Raw genomic sequence first — 19,016 nt, forward strand, 5'->3', positions numbered from 1 at the left:
GCGCACTAGGCAGAAAGAAGATGCTGCGCTTCTTCGGAAGGAATGGCTGGGCTGGCGTGGGAACCTGTCCGGCTAATGGTCGGCGCCGCACATCCGTAGCGTGTAATCAACCTAAATTTTGTGATGCGCATTCGTTTTCTCTTGCCGCTGCTGCTCAGTAGCTGGCCTATCGTCGCCAGTCAGGCACAACGGTCGTTGCCTGCGGACACCCTGCACGCACCCACCGCCGTGCTGCCCGGCGTGTACGCCGATCCGCACATTGCCGCCTATGGGCAGACCTACTACTTATACCCCACCACCGACGGGACGGAGGGATGGATGTCGACGGCGTTTACTTGCTGGTCGTCGCCGGACCTGAAAACGTGGAAGAAGGAAGGCGTCATCCTCGATTTGCCCCGCGACCTGACCTGGGCTAAAGCCCGCGCCTGGGCGCCAGCCATTGCCACTAAAGGCGGCAAGTACTATTACTATTATTCGGCCGATGCCAACATTGGCGTGGCCGTAGCCGACAAGCCCACCGGCCCCTTTAAAGATCCGCTAGGCAAGCCCCTGATAGCCAAAGGTGCTTTCCAGGGCCAGACAATCGACCCGATGGTGCTGGTGGATGATGACGGAACGGCCTACCTCTACTGGGGACAGGGGCAGTGCCACGTGGTGAAACTCAACGCCGACATGGTATCCTTCGACCCAGCGGCCGTGGTGGAGTTCAAGCCGCCAGGCTACAACGAGGGCTCGTTCGTGTTCAAGCGCCAAGGTAAGTACTACCTGATGTGGAGCGAGTACGACACCCGCGACCCGCGCTACTCCGTGGCCTACGCCACGGCCACCTCACCAATGGGCCCGTTCACGAAAGCCGAGAAAAACCCGGTGCTGAAGGGCAAAGGCGTGGTGAAAGGCGCCGGCCACCACTCGGTGTTGCAAGTGCCCGGCACCGACCAATGGGTGATGGCCTATCACCGCTTCCGTATCCCGGGCGGCAACGGCTACAACCGCGAAACCTGCCTTTCGCCCATGCGCTTCGACGCCCAAGGCAACATCCTGCCAGTCGATGTTTTCGAGGTCGTAAAGCCCACCAGAATCAAGCGTCCGGCTTCGTCAGTTCGGCCCTAACGCCGGAACCCATAATGAAAAGCGAATCACCAGAGTAGCAAGGTGTCTGCACAACCACACGTCGGCATCCAGCCAGTGAAATTGACACACGCCCCACTTCAGCCATGACAACCTACAAACGCCTGATGGGCATCGCCTTGCTGGCTGCTGCCGGCCTGCTAAGCACTAGTTGCGCCACCTCCCAGAAAACTGCTGGCTCCAGCGTGCAATTCACGCAGCCCAAGCAAGCCGAAGTGCTGGCGCTACTCACCAAAGTAAACGACCACTGGCAGGCTGGGCACCCGGCGCAGGTACGTTCGTTTTGGGACGAGGCCGCCTACCAAACCGGCAACATGGCCGCGTACGCCGTGACGAAAAACGAGAAGTACCGCCAGTATGCCGAGGATTGGGCCGTGCACAACCAGTGGAAAGGCGCCACCTCCGACGATAAAGCCAACTGGAAGTACAAGTACGGCGAAACGCCTGAATACGTGCTGTTTGGCGATTGGCAGGTGTGCTTCCAAACCTACATCGACCTGTATGCCCTCAAGCCGGAGCCGGAGCGTATTGCCCGGGCCCGCGAGGTGATGGAGTACGAAATGAGCACTGACCGCAACGACTATTGGTGGTGGGCCGACGGCCTCTACATGGTGATGCCGGTGATGACCAAGCTGTACGGCGTAACGAAAAACCCGCAGTACCTGAGCAAGATGCAGGAGTATTTCAGCTATGCCAACAGCATCATGCACGACCCCGAAACCGGCCTCTACTACCGCGACGCTAAATACGTGTACCCCCAGCACAAGTCGGTGAACGGCAAAAAGGACTTCTGGGCCCGCGGCGACGGGTGGGTACTGGCGGCGCTGGCCAAAGTGCTTGAAGACCTGCCCCCCAACCACCCAACCCGCGCCGAGTACTTAAGCAAGTACCAGGGGTTAGCGGCTGCCATCAAAACCTCGCAACAGCCCGAAGGCTACTGGACGCGCAGCCTGCTCGACCCGCAGCACGCCCCCGGCCCGGAAACCAGCGGCACCGCTTTCTATACCTATGGTTTGCTATGGGGCATCAACAACGGCGTACTGAAAAAAAGTGAGTACCTGCCGACAGTGCAAAAAGCCTGGCACTACCTCACCACCACGGCCTTACAGCCCGACGGCACCCTCGGCTACGTGCAGCCCATCGGCGAGAAAGCCATTCCCGGCCAGGTAGTAGACAAGAGCTCGACGTCTAACTTCGGAGTGGGAGCTTTTCTGCTGGCCGCCAGTGAGATGTACCGCTACCTCGATAAATAGCATTGCCTGCCCCACGGAAGTTTGTTGCTGCCCTCAGTAAACCGTTACGGCCTCTACGAGTTGGAAACGCCGATTTTAGCTCGCAGGCGAAGTAAAGGTGGGTTTATCAGGCGTATCTGCTGACAGTAGCTGTGCTAGAAACGCAAGCCTGAACAAGCAGTTGGGTGTGCTGAAACCCTTCTGGGCCTGCACAGCCCCCGACTATTCTTACATTCTTACTCCCCACGCGCTACACGATGAAAAACAGGTGGTTGTTGCTGGTAAGCTGTTTGTCGTTTCCCGTGCTGGCAGTGGCACAGCGAGCAGCGCCGCCAGTTGTCCGGAAGAATATCCCGCTGGATTCCATAGGATTAAGCGACCCGTACATTCTGGCCGATGTGAAAAGCCGCCAATACTACATGACGGGCACGGGCGGGCTGTTGTGGAAGAGTCCTGATTTGAAGCGGTGGGAAGGCCCGTACCAAGTAGCCAAGCCCGATCCACGTTCTTGGATGGGCCCCAAGCCCATGATCTGGGCCGCAGAAATCCATTCGTTCAAAGGCAAGTATTACTATTTCGCCACGTTCACCAACCGCGACCTGAAAGTGGACACCGTACAGGGAGTTGCGCTGGAACGGCGAGCCAGCCACGTCTTGGCCAGCAACACGGCCGAAGGGCCCTACACCCCACTCAACGGCGCGAATTACTTGCCGGCCAACAAGCTCACCCTGGATGGGACCTTCTGGATCGACAAAAACGGGAAGCCCTATTTGATCTATTGCCATGAGTGGCTACAAATCTTGGATGGGACCATCGAGAAGATAGCGCTGAAGCCCGATTTGAGTGGCACGCTAGGAACCGGCAAGGTGTTGTTTCGCGCCAGCGAATCGCCTTGGAGCCGGGAGAAAGACAAAAACGGCCAAGACCGCCCCAACAAAGTAACTGATGGCCCGTGGTTGTTCCGCACCACAACCGGGCGGCTGGGTATGCTCTGGACCAGTTGGGTGTATGACGTGTACACCCAAGGGGTGGCCTACTCCCAAAACGGCACCCTGGATGGCCCCTGGGTGCAAGAGAAACAGCCGCTCACCCCGCCCAACTACGGCCACGGCATGCTGTTCCGCACCTTTGATGGCAAGTGGCTGATGTCCGTTCACAGCCACAAAGATATCAACGGCAAGTACCGCCGTATCCCGCACCTGTTCGAAGTGGATTTGTCGGGTGATAAGCTGGTGTTGGGCAAGCCATACCGGCCCTAAAAGCACAGAACAAGTTCAGCCACTGAGGTCGGTGGAAGCAAACAGTCAGTAACTGGTTAACCGGTAAAGCAACAGGGCGGCCCCGCGGGGCCGCCCTGTTGCTTTACCGGTTTGGCTAAGACCCTTCCGTATCCGGGCTAGGGGTACACTGAGCAGCAAATGCGTCCCTGGAAAAAAGTAGGTGCGCCCCCTTATTTATGATATTTACCCATATTACTCGCGAATAACTGGATAGGCATAGCAGCCAACTTCTGTTTAACGCACTTATACTCTCAACATTCTAAACGCTTTATGGACGCCTCACAGCCTCAGCTCTTTGTGCACCACGTTCTGTTTTACATGCCCGCCACGGCCACCGACGCCGACAAAGCCCAACTGCTGAAAGGACTGCAGAGTATGCAGCGCATTTCTTCCATTAAACAAGCGCATATTGGCACCCCAGCCGCCACCACCCGCGACGTAATTGAGCGCAGCTACACCTACTCCTGGTTGTGCCTGTTCGATAGTGCCGCCGATGAGGAGAGCTATCAGGTAGACCCCATTCACGACGAGTTTCGCACCCAGTATGCGCAGTATTGGGAGAAGGTTGTGATTTACGATGCCATTGGCCCTTTGTCTTGAGCCTGAAAGCGCCGTGGCTTTTGCTACGGCGCTTTCCTTGCTACTGGTTGCCTCACGCTGGCCCCGCTAGCACTTCTGCCTTGCCTTCCTGCTTTCGCCTGCCACCCGCGCGCCATGAACAACCAGATTCCGACGTACCAGCTGCACATGTTTGCCCACCACGATGAGGTGGCAACCGAGGTGTTCTGCCCGGAGCCTTGTGCTGGCGGGAGTGGACGCGCAGCGGCCCCCATCGATCTGCCGTACCGCAGCAACTACTACAAAATCAGCCTTTGCTTGCGCGGAACGGCCGAGCTACAAGTTAATCTGCAAACCTCGGTGGTTGGGCCTGGTTGCCTGGTGGTCGTCACGCCTAACATCATCAAGCAGTGGACGCGTATCTCCGACGACTACGAAACGCTGTCGGTGTTTTTCACCAGCGACTTTATCACTGCCAACAACGCGCACGTGGGCAAGCTCGGTTTTTTGCTGAACCCGTCGGCGTATGTGCTGCCGCTTACTGACCCGGAAGCGGAGAACATTGCCGCTTCTTTTCGTTTTCTGCAGCAGAAATACCGCACCCCACACGCCAACCGCCGGGATATTGTCAAAAACATCATCAACGGGCTGCTGTACGAAATAAGCGGCCTATACGAGCAGCAACCCGCTCCGCCAGCCGTGGCGCATCCTCGGAGCCAGGGACTAACCACCGAGTTCAAGCAACTGCTCCACACCCACAGCGCGTCGGCGCGCAGCGTAACGTTCTACGCCGACAAGCTCTGCGTCTCGCCGAAGTACCTAACCGAAATGGTGCGGGAAGTAACCGGCAAAACGGCCAGCGACCTGATAACCGAAGCCGTAGTCTTGCAAGCCAAAGCGCTATTGCAAACCACCACGCTCCCAATGACTCAGATAGCCAACGAGCTGCACTTCACCGACCAGTTTGCTTTCAGCCGGTTTTTCAAGAAGAGCACCGGCCTTTCGCCTACTGCTTACAAGCAAGCGTAGCGCTGGCAGTTCCCGCCATTTAGCCAAACTCTACCGTCTTCTGGCCATGTCGCTCGTGCGGGCCAGCGAGGAACTTTGCTCATACAATAGCAGGTGCTCCACTACTTGCTCATCGGCCGTGCAGCAGGTGGCGGAGGGTGCTATTGCAGCGTTTTGTTCCACTTGATAAGACTGTTTGTATGATTTTGATAACTGGTGCCACTGGCCACCTTGGCCGAGCCGTGCTGCAAACCCTAGCCGCTACAACCAGCCCCCACCACCTGGTGGCCCTGGTCCGCGATGCCGATAAAGCCGCTGACTTGCACGCTCAAGGCATACACATCCGCGTGGGCGACTACAGCGACCGGGCTTCCCTGGACCGGGCAATGGAGGGCGTCACGAAGGTGCTGCTGATTTCGGGCGGCGGTGAAGCGGACGCCCTCCAACAGCACTACAACGTGGTGGACGCCGCCCGCCAGGCCGGCGTGCAGTGCCTGGCCTACACCAGCCGCGCCCTGAAAGACCCCAGCACGCTCACCAACCAGTTGATGGAAAGGCACTTCCAAACCGAAGACTATATCAAGGCCAGCGGCTTGCCCTACGTGCTGTTCCGCAACATCCTGTACATGGAAGCCCTGCCGCAGTTCACGGGGCCGCAGGTCTTGGCCACCGGCATTATCTTGCCAGCCGGGGAGGGCAAGGTAGCCTTTGCCTTGCGCAGCGAAATGGGCGAAGCCATTGCGCACGCCCTGCTGGAAAATACTTGCGCCAACAACACCTACTACCTCACGGGTGGCGAAGCGTATTCATTCCATGATGTTGCGGCCGCCTTAACTACGCTCTCTGGAAAACCAGTGGCCTACACCCCCGTGGAAGCCGCCGAATTCGAGAAGCAGCTGGCGGGCCGGGGCGTACCCGCCGTGGTGGTGCCGCGCATTGTGGGCTTCATGACCGATATCAAGCACGGCCAGGAAGAAATAGTAAGCTCGGATTTAGAGCAGCTACTAGGCCGCAAACCGGCCACCTTATCAGAGGGAATAGCCAGCATATTCAGTTTGTAAGCTTTTGGTTTTTAGGGGAAGCCGTAACGGATAAAGTAGGGCCATGGGTTCTGCTTGTCTATTACGGCTTCTTCCATTAGGGCTAAGCTCTTTGGCTGGACAAGGTGGTTGGGTGGAAGTTTAACGCGGGCGAGATACTTTCATGCCCTGAGCAGCACATGCCAGTACATTCGTTACGGCCTTCCGCCTGGGCACTTATTCGTAGAGAAAATGCAACAACAACTTCGGGAGCATCTGGAAAAAGTAGTTTCGCTCACCGATGACGAGTTTGCCTTTGTGCTGGCGCGCTTCACCCTGAAACGGTTCAAGAAACACCAGTTTCTGGTTCAAGAAGGCGAGCCAGTGAAGTACAACTATTTTGTGGTGTCGGGGCTATTGAAGCTGGTGTATACCGATGCTTCTGGTAAGCCGCATTTGCTTGCCTTTGCCATGGAAGACTGGTGGGAAAGCGACCTGCAAGCCTATTACACCCAAACGCCCGCCACCCTCTCGCTGGAGTGCCTCGAAGATACCACGGTGCTTTGCTTGTCGTTGGCAGACTACCACACGCTCTGCGCTGAACTGCCCCAGTTGGCGCGTTTCTTCCTGCAAAAAGCGACGTTAGGGGCCATTGCCGCCCAGCAACGGCTTTTATCGTTGCTCACCACTTCCGCTCAAGCGCGCTACGAACAGCTGCTGCGCAAGTACTCCGAGCTGGGACAACGGGTTTCTAAAACCTTGCTGGCTTCTTACCTGGGCGTGTCTCGTGAAACGCTAAGCCGGCTTACTGCTTAGTGTGACCTACATCACACGATAATCGTGCGGCACGTCACGCGCCGCAGCGGGGTTTTGCACGGAATTTTGGGGTATGAATTTCACCTAGCAGCCATGGCAGCCATGGCGTGCTATCATCTCAATCATGCAAGCAACCCCAATGGAAAAGCGAGTCGTTAACCCGTGGCAATGGCAGGAAAAAGTGGGCTATGCCCAAGCCGTTGAAATCAAACATGCAACTAGCACGCTCTACTGCGCCGGGCAGGCCGCCATCAACGCGCAAGGCGAACCCAGCACCGCGGATATGAAAACCCAGCTGCTTCAAGTCATTCACAATCTGGAACAAGTCATCCAGGAGGCAGGGTATCAATGCCAAGACATCGTGCGGCTGAACGTCTATACCACGTCGGCAGCAGAGCTTTTCAGCTGCTTTGACGTGTTCACCGAGTGGGTAACCAAGCACGGCATACAACAAGCTAGCACCTTGCTGGAAGTGAAAGTGCTAGCCTATGACTGTCTGAAAATCGAGCTGGAAGCCACTGCGGTAAAGTAGTCCCGGGTCCGAGCTGATTCCTTGCTCTACCTCGTAAACGAAGAGCGCTACTTGGTGAATTATGGGTAAGCGTATACCAGCACAGCGCTGCTAGGTCCAGCCACGGCCGGGCTACGCGAAGGGGCACAGGATGAGTTGGGTCGGTAGCCACTGCAACCTATTCGTTGTGCTCCAACTCTTTCCCATACATCCTTGATTTCCGCTTGTGAAAAACCACCCACCTGTGCTCTGCCTACTGCTGGCCACCCTGTTTTCTTGCCAAAAAGGAGAGCTGGCGCAAGTGCCAGCCAATACGTATCCGCAAACGTGGCAACTGGTTGAAATGCGGGGGCAAGTCCCCAACGTCGTCCAGACCGGCGCCAACCTGCCGTGGCAAGAAGCCTACACCTTCCAGGCCGATAGCACGTTCACCAAAACGCGCCAGCAAGACGGGCACGTAGCGGAGGCGCACGGCACGTTTTCCTACCTGAACTTGTCGGATGGCCCGTACGTGGTGCTTACCTACGCCGCGCCCAACAGCCTCATTGGCGCGTGCACTACCGAGCCAAAGGAAACCCTAGCCGTCAAGGCCGACGGCACGCTGTCCAGTACGTGGCAGGCGTGTGATGGGCCAGGACTGGAATACAAGAAAGTACAGCAGAGCCGTGTGAAGTGAGCGGCCGTTTCTACGTAAAGCAGCCTCGATGTAGCGTAGCCGCCTGCTAGCAAGGAGCATCCGATGTCCTTGCTAGCAGGCGGCTAAGAGCTTCAGCTTGTTTTTCTGTTTTGGGGCCGTGGTGCTCAGGAGAGCAAAGGCCCGCGCCAGCTGTTCTTCCGTGGAGGGCTGCAACACGAAATCGAGTACGCTGTAGGCTAGAGCAGGTGACGCACCTAATAAAATATGCGGAACACTTCTGCAGACCGGAATTTGATGGCACCTTTGAGGTCCTTTTTCAAGAGCTGCAAGGGATGAACGCAACAGAGCAAGACGAACGAGAATACCTGGAAGAAATCAAGGAGCAACTCACCCTGGCCATCAAACGGGTGGACGACTCTGTCAAGCAGTTTTCCGACGAACTCCGGCAGAAAAAGCAGTACATCCACGAGCACCAGTCGGGCATGGACGATGCCGATATGGTGGCGGCCGGCCAGTCCATTAACCGCATGGCTTTCACGGGTGAAGCTGCCGTTGCCAGAAAGCGCAAACTCCTGAAGCTAGGCCAGTCGCCTTACTTCGGCCGCATTGATTTCGTCGGCCAAAACCAGGTGGCCTCCCCGGTGTACATCGGGATATATTCGTTTTTGGACGAGCGGCAGCGCCAAAACCTGATCTACGATTGGCGCGCGCCCATCTCCTCTATGTTCTACGATTTCGAGCTGGGGGAAGCGTCTTACCTCACTCCATCCGGTACCATCAAGGGCCGCATCGACCTGAAGCGGCAGTACAAAATCCGGGACGGCCGCATGGAGTTCATGATTGAAAACGGCGTGAACATTCACGACGACGTGCTGCAACGCGAACTAGCCAAGTCGTCGGACGACAAGATGAAGAACATCGTCGCGACCATCCAGCGCGACCAAAACGCGGTGATTCGCAACGAGACGGCCCCGGTCATGGTCATTCAGGGAGTGGCGGGTTCGGGCAAAACGTCTATTGCCTTGCACCGAATCGCCTTCCTGCTGTACCGCTACCGCGAAACCATTGCGGCGAAGGACATTCTTATCATTTCTCCCAACAAAGTCTTCGCCGACTATATCTCGAACGTCTTGCCCGAGCTAGGGGAAGAGCACATCCCGGAGATGGGCATGGAAGAGCTGGCCACCGACTTGCTCGAAGGCCGGTACCAGTTTCAGACCTTTTTCGAGCAGGTATCTGCATTGCTGACGGAGCACAACCCCGCATTCATTGAGCGGATTCAATTCAAGTCCTCGTTTGACTTCCTAAGCAAGCTCAATCAGTACCTTATCTACATCGAGAACAACTACTTCGTTGTCAACGACCTGCGGGTGGGGCGGACCGTGGTGCCCGCCTCGTTCCTGCTGACCAAGCTCAAGGCCTACCACCGGGTACCAATTTTGAAAAGATTCGCGCTGGTGGCCGATGACGTGCGGGCTTACGTGCGCGACGCCGCCGGCCGGAAGCTCACCGGGCACGAAAAAGCAACCATCGGGGAAGCTATTCCGCGCATGTTCAAGTTCAACCAAGTACTGGACCTCTACCGGGATTTCTACCGCTGGATCGGCCGGCCGGAGCTGTGCAAAATCGACCAGCGCCTGCGCTTGGAATACGCCGATGTGTTTGCCTTGATTTACCTGCGCATACGCCTGGAAGGCATCACGGCCTACGAGCACGTAAAGCACTTGCTCATTGACGAGATGCAGGATTACACGCCGGTGCACTACGCCGTTTTGTCGCGGCTGTTTCTGTGCCGCAAGACCATTTTGGGCGACGTAAACCAGACGGTGAACCCATACAGCGCCTCCTCGGCCGAGACAATTGAACGCGTATTTCCGCAAGCCGACGTCGTGAAGCTGTACCGCAGCTACCGCTCCACCGTTGAAATTACAGCCTTCGCGCAGCGGATCACGCCAAACCCCGACATCATTGCGCTGGAAAGGCACGGCCGCGAGCCAGAGGTACTGAGCTACAACAGCCGCCACGAGGAAATCGAGGCCATTCAGCAGATGGTTGCCGTGTTCCAACGCTCAGGAAGCAATTCGTTGGGTATCATCTGCAAAACGCTCCGGCAAGCCGAAGACGTGTATCAGGCCCTACAAGCCCCCGGCGTGCAGCTGCTCACGGAAGATTCCACGTCCTTCAAAGAAGGCGTTATCATCACCACGGCTCATTTGGCGAAGGGGCTGGAATTTGATGAGGTGATTGTGCCCTTTGCCTCCGCTCGTACTTACAAAACGGACGTGGACAAGAGCATGCTGTACGTAGCCTGCACCCGAGCCATGCACCAACTCACCTTGACGTATTCGGGTACGGTTACGGAGTGCTTGTCTGCTAAAAACTAGTGCCGCAGTCGGTGTTTTAGCGATTCTCTGAAGGATGTAGAAACGCAACCTTTTGGCTGCGTCGGACTGGTTTTAGCCTAAGAATCGCATAGCGCGCTGCCGCCTCTAGGAAATCCACCGGCGTTGGATAGGACAGGGCAGAGCCCTGTTGTTGCTGATGGGTGGGGGTATTGTAGCGAGCAGGAAATGGCGGCCGCATCCTGTGCTCTGATATGGCGTGGACTTTAGGGGCCGTTGCCTTGGTATAACAGGACGCTACGCGGAAAAGGAGAGGGCGGTGTTTAGCAGCAAGCTGCTAAACACCGCCCTCTCCTTTGCTTTAACAGGATTTTTCAAACAAAAAATTTACCAAGCTAGTTAGCATGCTTCTACCAAGACAGCATTTGAGAATCTGTGCTCCAACTAGTGTTTATGGATGAGCTAGTTAGCGTATGATTTTGTGGCTAGATCTAGTAGCAAAGCAGTAAATATTCAACCAGAACTATGCATGAAAATTTTACCAGTCTTAGTGATACATATAGCATCTGATCAGTGGGTTAAGCGCGTGGCCACGCTGGCAGCGGGACTAAGCTTGAGCCAAGCTGGTTTGCTGCCTGCCCAAGCTGCGCCACTCTGGCAACAAGCTGTACCCCAAGCCGGTACACCCGTTGCCGGCCGTGTGGTAGATGAGAGGGGAGAGGTATTACCAGGCGTGAACGTGGTGGTGAAAAATACCAGCATTGGCACCGCCACCAACGCGGAAGGACAGTACTCGCTCAACGTGCCCGCGGGCGCGACGCTGGTGTTTTCCTTTATTGGCTACTCGCCCCAGGAGCTGGTGGTAAATGGCCGCAGCACCCTCGATGTGCAGTTTGCCTCCCCGCAAGCGCGCAGCCTCGATGAGGTAGTGGTGGTGGGCTACGGCACCCAAACCAAGCGTGAAGTAACGGGCGCTATTGCGTCGGTGAAGGGTACGGAACTCGTCAACCAGGCGTCGCAAAACCCAGTCAGTTCCTTGCAAGGGAAAGTGGCTGGCGTGCAAATCACCAACGCCGGTGTGCCCGGTACAGCCCCGCAGATCCGGGTGCGCGGCACGGGCTCGTTGGCGGGCGTGTCGCCGCTCTACGTGGTTGACGGTACGCTACTGCCGGCTGGTTCCGACCTGAGCTTTCTAAACCAAGACGACATTGCCTCAGTGGAGGTGCTGAAAGACGCGGCCAGTGCTTCCATTTATGGTATTCAGGCTGCCAATGGCGTAGTGCTCGTGACCACCAAGCGCGGGCAGGCCGGTAAAACGCGAGTGAACTACAACGGCTTTGGTGGGGTGCAAACCGTGACCAACAGCATCGAAATGGCCAATGCCCAGCAATACGCCGAACTGCTCAACGAGAAATACGCGCTTACCAACGTCGACCCGAGCAACAACCTCGCTACCAATCTGCCTTCCACCGACTGGCTCAAGGAAGTGACCCGCACGGCGGCCACCCAAAACCATCAGTTGAGCCTGGGTGGCGGCAGCGAAAAAGCCTCCTATACCTTCAGTGGCTCGTATCTGCGGCAGGAAGGCGTCTTGCAGAAGAACGACTTCGAGCGGATTACGGCGCGGCTGCAAACCGACTTTGCCCTCAACGACCACATCAAAGTGGGGTACTCAGCCAGCTTCGCTACCCTTGATGCGCACGACGCACCGGGCCTTGCTTCCAGTGTCTTCCCCAGCTACAGCGGCCTTGGTGGTGCAGCGACGGGCACCTCGTCCAACTTCGCGCTGGGCGGCTCCAACGTGTTTGCGCAGGCGTACGTGGCGCCGCCAGTGCTGCCCGTTTTTCAGGCCGATGGCCGCTACGGCGACCCTGGCCTCATAGGCTCAGGCCTCGGCAACTTCGGCAACCCGCGCGGCACGCTCGACTATTTCGTGCAACGCTCCCAAGGCCAGACGCTGGTAAGCAACGCGTTTGCTTCGTTCAACTTTCTGCAACACTTCACGTTGCGCACCAGCGCGGGCATCAGTTACAACGCGGCCAAGTTCTACAACTATCAGAAGGCCGATTCGCTCACCACGTTTCAAGTGTACCGGGGCAATACGTTGCGCAAAGGCACGAGCCAAAGCAACCAGTTGCAGTGGGAAAACACCCTCACCTTCGACCGCGCCTTCGGCACCGACCACCACCTGACGGCCCTGCTCGGCACCACGGCTCTGCGTTACCGCACCGAGCAGCTTATTGGCGCCATCAATGGGGTGCAGGCCGGTAGCAGCGACAGTTACTACTTCAACCTGGGTACGGTGGGCACCGCCACACTCGCTAACCCGGTTGATTTGTACACCATTTTCTCGCTGTTCGCCCGTGTGAACTATGCCTACAAGGAGCGCTACCTACTCACGGCCAGCTTCCGCCGCGACGGGGCCAGCAAATACACTGGCGCCGACCGCTACGGCAACTTCCCGTCGGTGGGCATCGGCTGGGTAATTTCGGAAGAGGGTTTTCTGAAGGAAAGCGCGGTATTCAATTTCCTGAAGCTACGGGCTAGCTACGGCTTGCTTGGCAACAGTCAGGTGCCGAACAACATTGCCGTGTCGGTCGTCGATTTTTACCCAACCTACGCCGGGTTCTTCGGTATTCCGAGCACACCAATCACGGGCGCCAACATCAGCACTTTGGCAGCGGGACGCGTGCGTTGGGAAAAAGTGCGCGAAGCTGATGCGGGCCTGGAAATGGGCTTTCTGAACAATCAGTTATCGGTGGAACTGGATTATTACAACCGCCGCACCATTGATGCGGTGTTTCCGGTGCCCATCTTGTCGGGGCCGGGCTACGCCAACAGCATTGGCTACCTCGATAACAATGCCACCTTTCAGAACCAGGGCGTAGAAGCGGCCGTGCGCTGGAACTCGGCCGGCACCGGCGACTTCTCGTACTCGGTGGGTTTGGTGGGCGCTTACAACCAGAACAAGGTGCTTTCTACGGCCAGCGGCGCCCCGCTCTTTTCCGGCGCCTTGCCGCTCGGCGACTACCGCACCACCATTTCGCAAATTGGCGCGCCCATCGGTGCGTTCTACGGCTACCAGACCACTGGTGTGTTTCAAACGCCGCAGGAAGTAGCCGAGTCGCCGCAGACCACCACCGCCAAGCCCGGCGACCTGCGCTACCAAGATCAAAACGGCGACGGTTTGCTTGATGCCCGCGACTACGTGGTGCTCGGCAACCCCAACCCGCGTTTCACCTACGGCCTGAACACCACCTTCCGCTACAAAGCCTTCGACTTGCAGCTTGATGTGCAGGGGGTAGGCGGGGTGGAGCTGTTCAACGCGTTGCGTTTGCTGCGCGTCGGCAACGAAAACTACACCCAGGACTTCTACAACAACCGCTGGCGCGGTGCGGGCACTTCAAACAGTTACCCGTCGGCCGACCTCTCGGGGCGCAACCTCGACCCGAGCTCGTACTACGTGGAGAAGGGCGACTACATCCGTTTGCGCAACGTGCAGCTCGGTTTCAACTTCCCGAAAACCCTCGTGAGCACGCTGCGCTTGCAAACGTTGCGCGTGTATGCCAACGCGCAGAACCCCGTGACGCTTACCAAATACAAAGGCTTTACGCCCGAAGTTGGGGGCACGCCCACCTATGCCGGCCTCGACCAGAACGTGTACCCGCTGGCCGCAACGTACAACTTGGGTATCAATATCGGTTTCTAACGACCTCGCCTCTATTCGCTATGAACAACACTACACCTGCGTACCCGGCCCGGCGCCGGCTATTACCAACGCTGGCCGTGCTTGGGCTAACGCTCGGGCTGAGCGTGTCTTCGTGCAACGATTTTCTCAACGTGCAGCCCCAAGGGCAGCCTGTGGTAACGGAGTTCTTTAAAAACCAGAGCGACGCGGCGGCGGCAGTTAGCTCTTGCTACGCCAAACTGCGTGAGTACAACTTAGTGGCTTTCAACTGGCTGTCCGTTACCACCCTGCCCTCCGACGATGCCGACAAAGGCAGCGTACCCGGCGACGGTGACTACCTCAACGACTATTCTTTCTTCCGCTTCACGGCTACGGCGGGCTCCGCAGAAGGCTACTGGCTCGGGCAATACCAGCAAGTGTTGCTCTGCAACCAAGTTATCCTCAACGTGCCCAACGTCGATATGGACTCGAACCTCCGCAGCCGCTACGTGGCCGAGGCGCAGTTTCTGCGGGCGCTGGCTTATTTCAACCTGGTACGGGCTTACGGAGGCGTCCCGCTGTACACCAAGCCAGCCGTTACCACAGATGAACAGAACATTCCGCGCGCCAGCCGTGACGAGGTGTATGCGCTTGTTATCAGTGATCTAACTGCAGCAGCAAGTATTCTGCCAACGTCGTACCCGAACAGCGACGTGGGGCGCGTGACCAAAGGCGCGGCGTTGTCGTTGCTGGCTAAGGCGCAGCTGTACCAGAAAGACTACGCGGCTTCGCTGGCTGCTTCCGACCAAGTGCTGAACCTGAACTACTCGCTGGTGCCCGATTTCTACCGCATGTTTCGCATAGAAGGCGAGAACGGGCCGGAGTCGATTTTCGAAGTGCAATGTACCTCGTTGCCTGGCAACTGTGATGTAGCGAACTCCTACTGGGCCGAGGCCCAAATGGCACGGCCCCAGCTCGGCTGGGGTTTCTGCACACCTTCCGCCGATCTGGCCGCGGCCTTCGAGCCCGGCGACACACGCAAGCTGGGCACCATCATGGAGCGCGGCACCACCACCCCCGATGGCGACTTCATCGACAACAGCAACTCCAACGAGCGCTACAACATGAAGGCTTACGTGCCCAACGCGGCCGATAAATCGTGCGGCTACGGCCGCGACCAGAACATTCGGGTGCTGCGGTTTGGTGAGGTCTTGCTCCTGAATGCTGAAGCCGCCAACGAGTTAGGGCAATCAGGTAAAGCACTGGCCGCCGTGAACCGCGTGCGTGCCCGCGCTGGCCTTGCGGCCCTTCCCAATGGCCTTTCTCAAGTGCAGATTCGCCAAGCCGTATGGCAAGAACGCCGCGTGGAACTAGCTCTGGAATACGGCGACCGGTACTTCGACCTTGTGCGGCAGGGTCGTGCTGCTACTGTGCTAAGAAACCGCGGCTTTGTGGCAGGTAAAAACGAGGTGTTCCCCATCCCGTTAAGCCAAATCCAACTCAGCGGCGGTAAGCTGACGCAAAACCCGGGGTACTAACGCAGGATAGAACCGGAAGAGCATTTGAAAGTAAGGTTGCTGCTAAGCGAAACCATACCCAGATGCCTTTGGTAATCAGAGCATAGACGATGCTGAGTGTTCGTAACAGAGGATACCCCCCGTCGTCTCAACGCTCTGGTTCTACTGCTGCGTCACGTTGCCAAGTTCCTTTGCTGCCACATCAGCAAAGCAGTTGTTCGCGCCCGAGTACACGAGTAGCTGCTTGACTGCCTTGCACAGCTTTCCGGCGGGTTAGCACCTACATTCACTGGCCAGCTGTACTTTTGAAGGCACTTTTTCTCTTCTCCCATGAGCACTCCAACATTACTGGATGTGAACCTCCAGCAAGTGCCGGACCCTTACTTACACGGTAAGTGGCGCGTTGTCAACAAGGTTCTTAGCCGCGAAGACCCTGCTTCTGCCTTGGCCCAGGCTACGGAGGTGCATTTAGAGCAACAATACCTCAGCCTCGACAATGCTGGCCAGGCCACCAGCGGCCAGTGGCGGGTGGAGCGCGATGCGCTACTAAGCCGCCCTTACTTGCTTTTGCAGCTAGCTGGCCACGAGATAAAGGCGCTAATCACACGGCTGCGCTTTTCGACCGACGGGCACTTTCGCGCCCTGACCTTGTATTTCCAGTCGGGCCTGGAATTGTTTCTCGTTCAACCCTAACCTTTTTTTCAATGCCAACTTCCTCTCCCGAGGTTCAGTTTGAACGCCTGCAAAGCGCCGTCGATGCGGCTGGTACCGGTACGTGGGACTTTACGCCGCTCACGGGTGCCCTGATTTGGTCGGACCGCTGCAAAGAAATCTTTGGCTTCGCTCTAGAGCAAGACGTGACGTATGCCCAGTTTCTGGAAGGCGTGCACCCCGACGACCGGGCCCTCACGCAAGCCGCCGTTGACCAGGCGCTGTCCCCAACCGGTCCCGGCACTTACGCCATCGATTACCGGACGCAGTGGCAGGACCCCGCTACACCCGCCCGCTGGGCTCATGCCACCGGACGCGCGTTCTTTAATGCGGAACGCACGCAGGCGCAGCGCTTTATTGGAACCATTACCGACATCACCGAGCAGAAAGTCAACCAGCAGTTGTTGCGCCAGCACGAGGCCGAGCTGGCCACTATGGCCGACAGTATCGCGCAGCTAGCGTGGATAGCCGACGCGACGGGCAACATCACGTGGTACAACCAACGCTGGTACGAGTACACTGGCACGACGGCGGAACAGATGTTGGGCTGGGGCTGGCAGCAAGTGCAGCACCCCGAGTACGTGCACGGCGTGGTGGAACGCTTGCGCCAGGCTTTTGCCGCGGGCACTGCCTGGGAAGACACATTCCCACTTCGCGGCCAAGACGGAGTCTACCGCTGGTTTCTCTCGCGGGCCGTGCCCTTGCGGGACGAGCATGGCCACGTGTTGCGCTGGTTTGGCACCAACACCGACGTCACCCAGATGCGGCAGCTCCAAGAGCAGTTGACGCAGGCCTACGAAGACCTGGAAGTGAAAGTCACGTTCCGTACGCTGCAGCTCGAACACGAAGTTCAGCAACTCCGGGCGCAGCTAGCCGCTGGGGTATCAACTCCACTTGTGCCCCCCACGCCCCTTCAGTAGCACGGTTCCTGCTTGCTAAAAGCCTCTCTTACGAGAGGCTTTTTTATGCCTGCATCGTTGTCTTCTTGTACGAAGCTGGTTTGGTGTACCCTGCAGGAATTCGCTCAACGAAGGCACCGCTTGATGACCAGACTAGCATTAAACAGCCAAAAAAGCGTCCATAGCAGCCAACGTTTCCAGCGGGGCACTCAGGTGCGGGCAATGGCCGGTGGTACTAAGCTGTACTAGCGTTGCCTCGGGAAGGTGAGCTAACAAGTAGTCGCCGACTTCCGATGGGGCTGCCATATCCTGCGAGCATTGCACCAGCAAGGTCGGCACTGGTACGTAAGCTAGGTCGGCGCGACAATCCGAGAAAAAGCTGACGCGCGCGAAATGCTGGGCAATGTGCGAATCGGCATTGCAGAAATGCTGGGCGAGTTCCTTGGACAGCAGGTCGTGGTTTTCGGTTCCCAGCAACATACCGGCGAACAGGTTGGCCCAACTATCATGATTGACTTGCATCAGCCCCAAGAGTTGCTCGACGTCTTCCCGACTGAAGCCCCCGTAATAGTCGTCTTCAATGAGGAAATGAGGAGAAGCTGCCAAGGCAACCAAGTGGCTGAAATACTGCGGCGCGGCAATGGTAGCGAGCATAGCAATACTGGCGCCGATGGAGTGGCCAACCAGAGTAACCTCGCGCAGGTCCAGCGCCTGACAGATTTCCAGGACGTCCTGCACGTAGCCAGCCAGCGAAGAATAGCGCTCAGGCGTGTAGGCACTGAAATCGGAACCGCCGGAGCCCACGTAATCAAAAAGCACCAAGCGGTAGCGCGTGGACAGAGCCGCCGTCAGGCGATGCCAGATATGTTGGCTGCAGCCGAAGCCGTTGCAGAGTAGCAGTACCTGCTTGCCGTGCCCAAATACGCGCACGTTGTTGCGCTCAAGAACAACGTTAGGGAGAGTATATCCGACGGCTGCGGGATGGGAAACCAGATCTGGAAAACGATTGGCGACTTTGTCCGCACAGTTGGCTAGCGGAACAGTAAAGGCAGTCATCGATAAAAAAGCGTGATACAAAACGGATAATAACTATAAAGATGAGCATACTTTGGTCTACACGGCAACATATACTGCTGATACAAGCACGATAACACTACTTTTCTTTCTGAGAAAACCCGCTTTGCCGCTCCTGCGCTTTATAATCGGTGAGTAAATAGTTAGTCAGTGCCAAAGCGAAAAAGCCAACGAAGAAGCGGCGAGCGTTACGTTGCTTCAAGGCCCCCGTTATGTAGGGCGCCACTAGCAGGGCTGGCAGCATGGGCCTTTCCAACTGGCCGTGTACGCGGAAAGGAACAACCTTCTTGAGGGCGTAGGGCTGGTCGGTCAGCGAATTGAGGAGGGCCTGGTTGCAGGCGAAAACGTAGCAGAGCGTTTTGGCCGGTCCGTGCAGCTTGAACAGGGAAGGAGCTAAGGCCTGTAAAATAATAAAGCCGTAGTCGATGGCGCCGTGCAGCCGCGGGCCGATAGGAGGGGGCATGATAGGAACCACTGGTGTCCCGTATCTAACGAGCCGAATAGGGAGGCGGGTTGCGGACCCGCCAAGAGAGCAGAGCCACGGCCACCCGAAAGCGTTAGCGGAACCAGGAAACCACCCAGTACCAAGCGTGCAGGGCGCACCAGCCCATGCTTAG

At 57.3% G+C, this 19,016-nt stretch carries 16 protein-coding genes; 14 read left to right on the forward strand and 2 right to left on the reverse strand.

Annotated features, from left to right (window positions below):
• Positions 1-123: 123 nt before the first annotated feature.
• The 14 genes from MTX78_RS23390 (at position 124) to MTX78_RS23455 (ending at position 17,346) form a co-directional block, all read left to right on the forward strand.
• Positions 124-1,110: a family 43 glycosylhydrolase gene (locus MTX78_RS23390; RefSeq protein ID WP_243802994.1), complete on the forward strand. Its 987-nt coding sequence runs from the start codon at positions 124-126 to the stop codon at positions 1,108-1,110.
• A 104-nt stretch (positions 1,111-1,214) separates the two neighbouring features.
• Positions 1,215-2,381: a glycoside hydrolase family 88/105 protein gene (locus MTX78_RS23395; protein WP_243802996.1), complete on the forward strand. Its 1,167-nt coding sequence runs from the start codon at positions 1,215-1,217 to the stop codon at positions 2,379-2,381.
• Positions 2,382-2,617: 236 nt separating this feature from the next.
• Positions 2,618-3,619, forward strand: a complete 1,002-nt coding sequence (locus MTX78_RS23400; protein ID WP_243802998.1) for a glycoside hydrolase family 43 protein — start codon at positions 2,618-2,620, stop codon at positions 3,617-3,619.
• A 291-nt stretch (positions 3,620-3,910) separates the two neighbouring features.
• On the forward strand, positions 3,911-4,240 hold the full coding sequence (locus tag MTX78_RS23405) for a Dabb family protein (protein ID WP_243803000.1): 330 nt from the start codon (positions 3,911-3,913) through the stop codon (positions 4,238-4,240).
• 114 nt (positions 4,241-4,354) lie between these two features.
• Entirely contained in the window at positions 4,355-5,227 is an 873-nt protein-coding gene (locus tag MTX78_RS23410) for an AraC family transcriptional regulator (protein WP_243803002.1), read from the forward strand.
• A 179-nt stretch (positions 5,228-5,406) separates the two neighbouring features.
• The gene (locus tag MTX78_RS23415) at positions 5,407-6,267 is read left to right on the forward strand and encodes an SDR family oxidoreductase (protein ID WP_243803004.1); all 861 of its coding nucleotides are present in this window, start codon (positions 5,407-5,409) and stop codon (positions 6,265-6,267) included.
• Between the two features lie 210 nt (positions 6,268-6,477).
• Positions 6,478-7,041 (forward strand): Crp/Fnr family transcriptional regulator, encoded by a 564-nt coding sequence (locus MTX78_RS23420; RefSeq protein ID WP_243803006.1) that lies wholly within the window; start codon positions 6,478-6,480, stop codon positions 7,039-7,041.
• Positions 7,042-7,165: 124 nt separating this feature from the next.
• Positions 7,166-7,573 carry a RidA family protein gene (locus tag MTX78_RS23425; protein WP_243803008.1) on the forward strand — a complete coding sequence of 136 codons (408 nt, stop codon included), beginning with the start codon at positions 7,166-7,168 and terminating at the stop codon, positions 7,571-7,573.
• 205 nt (positions 7,574-7,778) lie between these two features.
• Complete coding sequence (locus MTX78_RS23430; protein WP_243803009.1) at positions 7,779-8,228, forward strand: hypothetical protein; 450 nt, start codon at positions 7,779-7,781, stop codon at positions 8,226-8,228.
• A 293-nt stretch (positions 8,229-8,521) separates the two neighbouring features.
• A complete protein-coding gene (locus tag MTX78_RS23435; RefSeq protein ID WP_243803011.1) occupies positions 8,522-10,573 on the forward strand; it encodes a HelD family protein in 2,052 nt (683 codons plus the stop codon).
• Positions 10,574-11,060: 487 nt separating this feature from the next.
• Positions 11,061-14,240 carry a SusC/RagA family TonB-linked outer membrane protein gene (locus MTX78_RS23440; protein WP_243803013.1) on the forward strand — a complete coding sequence of 1,060 codons (3,180 nt, stop codon included), beginning with the start codon at positions 11,061-11,063 and terminating at the stop codon, positions 14,238-14,240.
• A gap of 20 nt (positions 14,241-14,260) precedes the next feature.
• Complete coding sequence (locus tag MTX78_RS23445; RefSeq protein WP_243803015.1) at positions 14,261-15,736, forward strand: RagB/SusD family nutrient uptake outer membrane protein; 1,476 nt, start codon at positions 14,261-14,263, stop codon at positions 15,734-15,736.
• A gap of 309 nt (positions 15,737-16,045) precedes the next feature.
• Entirely contained in the window at positions 16,046-16,408 is a 363-nt protein-coding gene (locus tag MTX78_RS23450; RefSeq protein ID WP_243803017.1) for a hypothetical protein, read from the forward strand.
• A gap of 11 nt (positions 16,409-16,419) precedes the next feature.
• Positions 16,420-17,346 (forward strand): PAS domain-containing protein, encoded by a 927-nt coding sequence (locus MTX78_RS23455; protein WP_243803019.1) that lies wholly within the window; start codon positions 16,420-16,422, stop codon positions 17,344-17,346.
• A 138-nt stretch (positions 17,347-17,484) separates the two neighbouring features.
• Here MTX78_RS23455 and MTX78_RS23460 read toward each other — a convergent pair whose 3' ends face one another.
• A complete protein-coding gene (locus tag MTX78_RS23460) occupies positions 17,485-18,381 on the reverse strand; it encodes an alpha/beta fold hydrolase (protein WP_243803021.1) in 897 nt (298 codons plus the stop codon).
• Between the two features lie 97 nt (positions 18,382-18,478).
• Positions 18,479-18,862: a hypothetical protein gene (locus MTX78_RS23465; protein WP_243803023.1), complete on the reverse strand. Its 384-nt coding sequence runs from the start codon at positions 18,860-18,862 to the stop codon at positions 18,479-18,481.
• Positions 18,863-19,016: the final 154 nt, after the last annotated feature.

Origin of the sequence: Hymenobacter tibetensis (assembly GCF_022827545.1) — a bacterium.
Lineage (GTDB): Bacteria > Bacteroidota > Bacteroidia > Cytophagales > Hymenobacteraceae > Hymenobacter > Hymenobacter tibetensis.

Bases quoted from the DNA above. Each gene is read 5' to 3' on its own strand.
- MTX78_RS23390 (WP_243802994.1), top strand. From the start codon at position 124: ATGCGCATTCGTTTTCTCTTGCCGCTGCTGCTCAGTAGCTGGCCTATC.
- MTX78_RS23395 (WP_243802996.1), top strand. From the start codon at position 1,215: ATGACAACCTACAAACGCCTGATGGGCATCGCCTTGCTGGCTGCTGCC.
- MTX78_RS23400 (WP_243802998.1), top strand. From the start codon at position 2,618: ATGAAAAACAGGTGGTTGTTGCTGGTAAGCTGTTTGTCGTTTCCCGTG.
- MTX78_RS23405 (WP_243803000.1), top strand. From the start codon at position 3,911: ATGGACGCCTCACAGCCTCAGCTCTTTGTGCACCACGTTCTGTTTTAC.
- MTX78_RS23410 (WP_243803002.1), top strand. From the start codon at position 4,355: ATGAACAACCAGATTCCGACGTACCAGCTGCACATGTTTGCCCACCAC.
- MTX78_RS23415 (WP_243803004.1), top strand. From the start codon at position 5,407: ATGATTTTGATAACTGGTGCCACTGGCCACCTTGGCCGAGCCGTGCTG.
- MTX78_RS23420 (WP_243803006.1), top strand. From the start codon at position 6,478: ATGCAACAACAACTTCGGGAGCATCTGGAAAAAGTAGTTTCGCTCACC.
- MTX78_RS23425 (WP_243803008.1), top strand. From the start codon at position 7,166: ATGCAAGCAACCCCAATGGAAAAGCGAGTCGTTAACCCGTGGCAATGG.
- MTX78_RS23435 (WP_243803011.1), top strand. From the start codon at position 8,522: ATGAACGCAACAGAGCAAGACGAACGAGAATACCTGGAAGAAATCAAG.
- MTX78_RS23440 (WP_243803013.1), top strand. From the start codon at position 11,061: ATGAAAATTTTACCAGTCTTAGTGATACATATAGCATCTGATCAGTGG.
- MTX78_RS23445 (WP_243803015.1), top strand. From the start codon at position 14,261: ATGAACAACACTACACCTGCGTACCCGGCCCGGCGCCGGCTATTACCA.
- MTX78_RS23450 (WP_243803017.1), top strand. From the start codon at position 16,046: ATGAGCACTCCAACATTACTGGATGTGAACCTCCAGCAAGTGCCGGAC.
- MTX78_RS23455 (WP_243803019.1), top strand. From the start codon at position 16,420: ATGCCAACTTCCTCTCCCGAGGTTCAGTTTGAACGCCTGCAAAGCGCC.
- MTX78_RS23460 (WP_243803021.1), bottom strand. From the start codon at position 18,381: ATGACTGCCTTTACTGTTCCGCTAGCCAACTGTGCGGACAAAGTCGCC.
- MTX78_RS23465 (WP_243803023.1), bottom strand. From the start codon at position 18,862: ATGCCCCCTCCTATCGGCCCGCGGCTGCACGGCGCCATCGACTACGGC.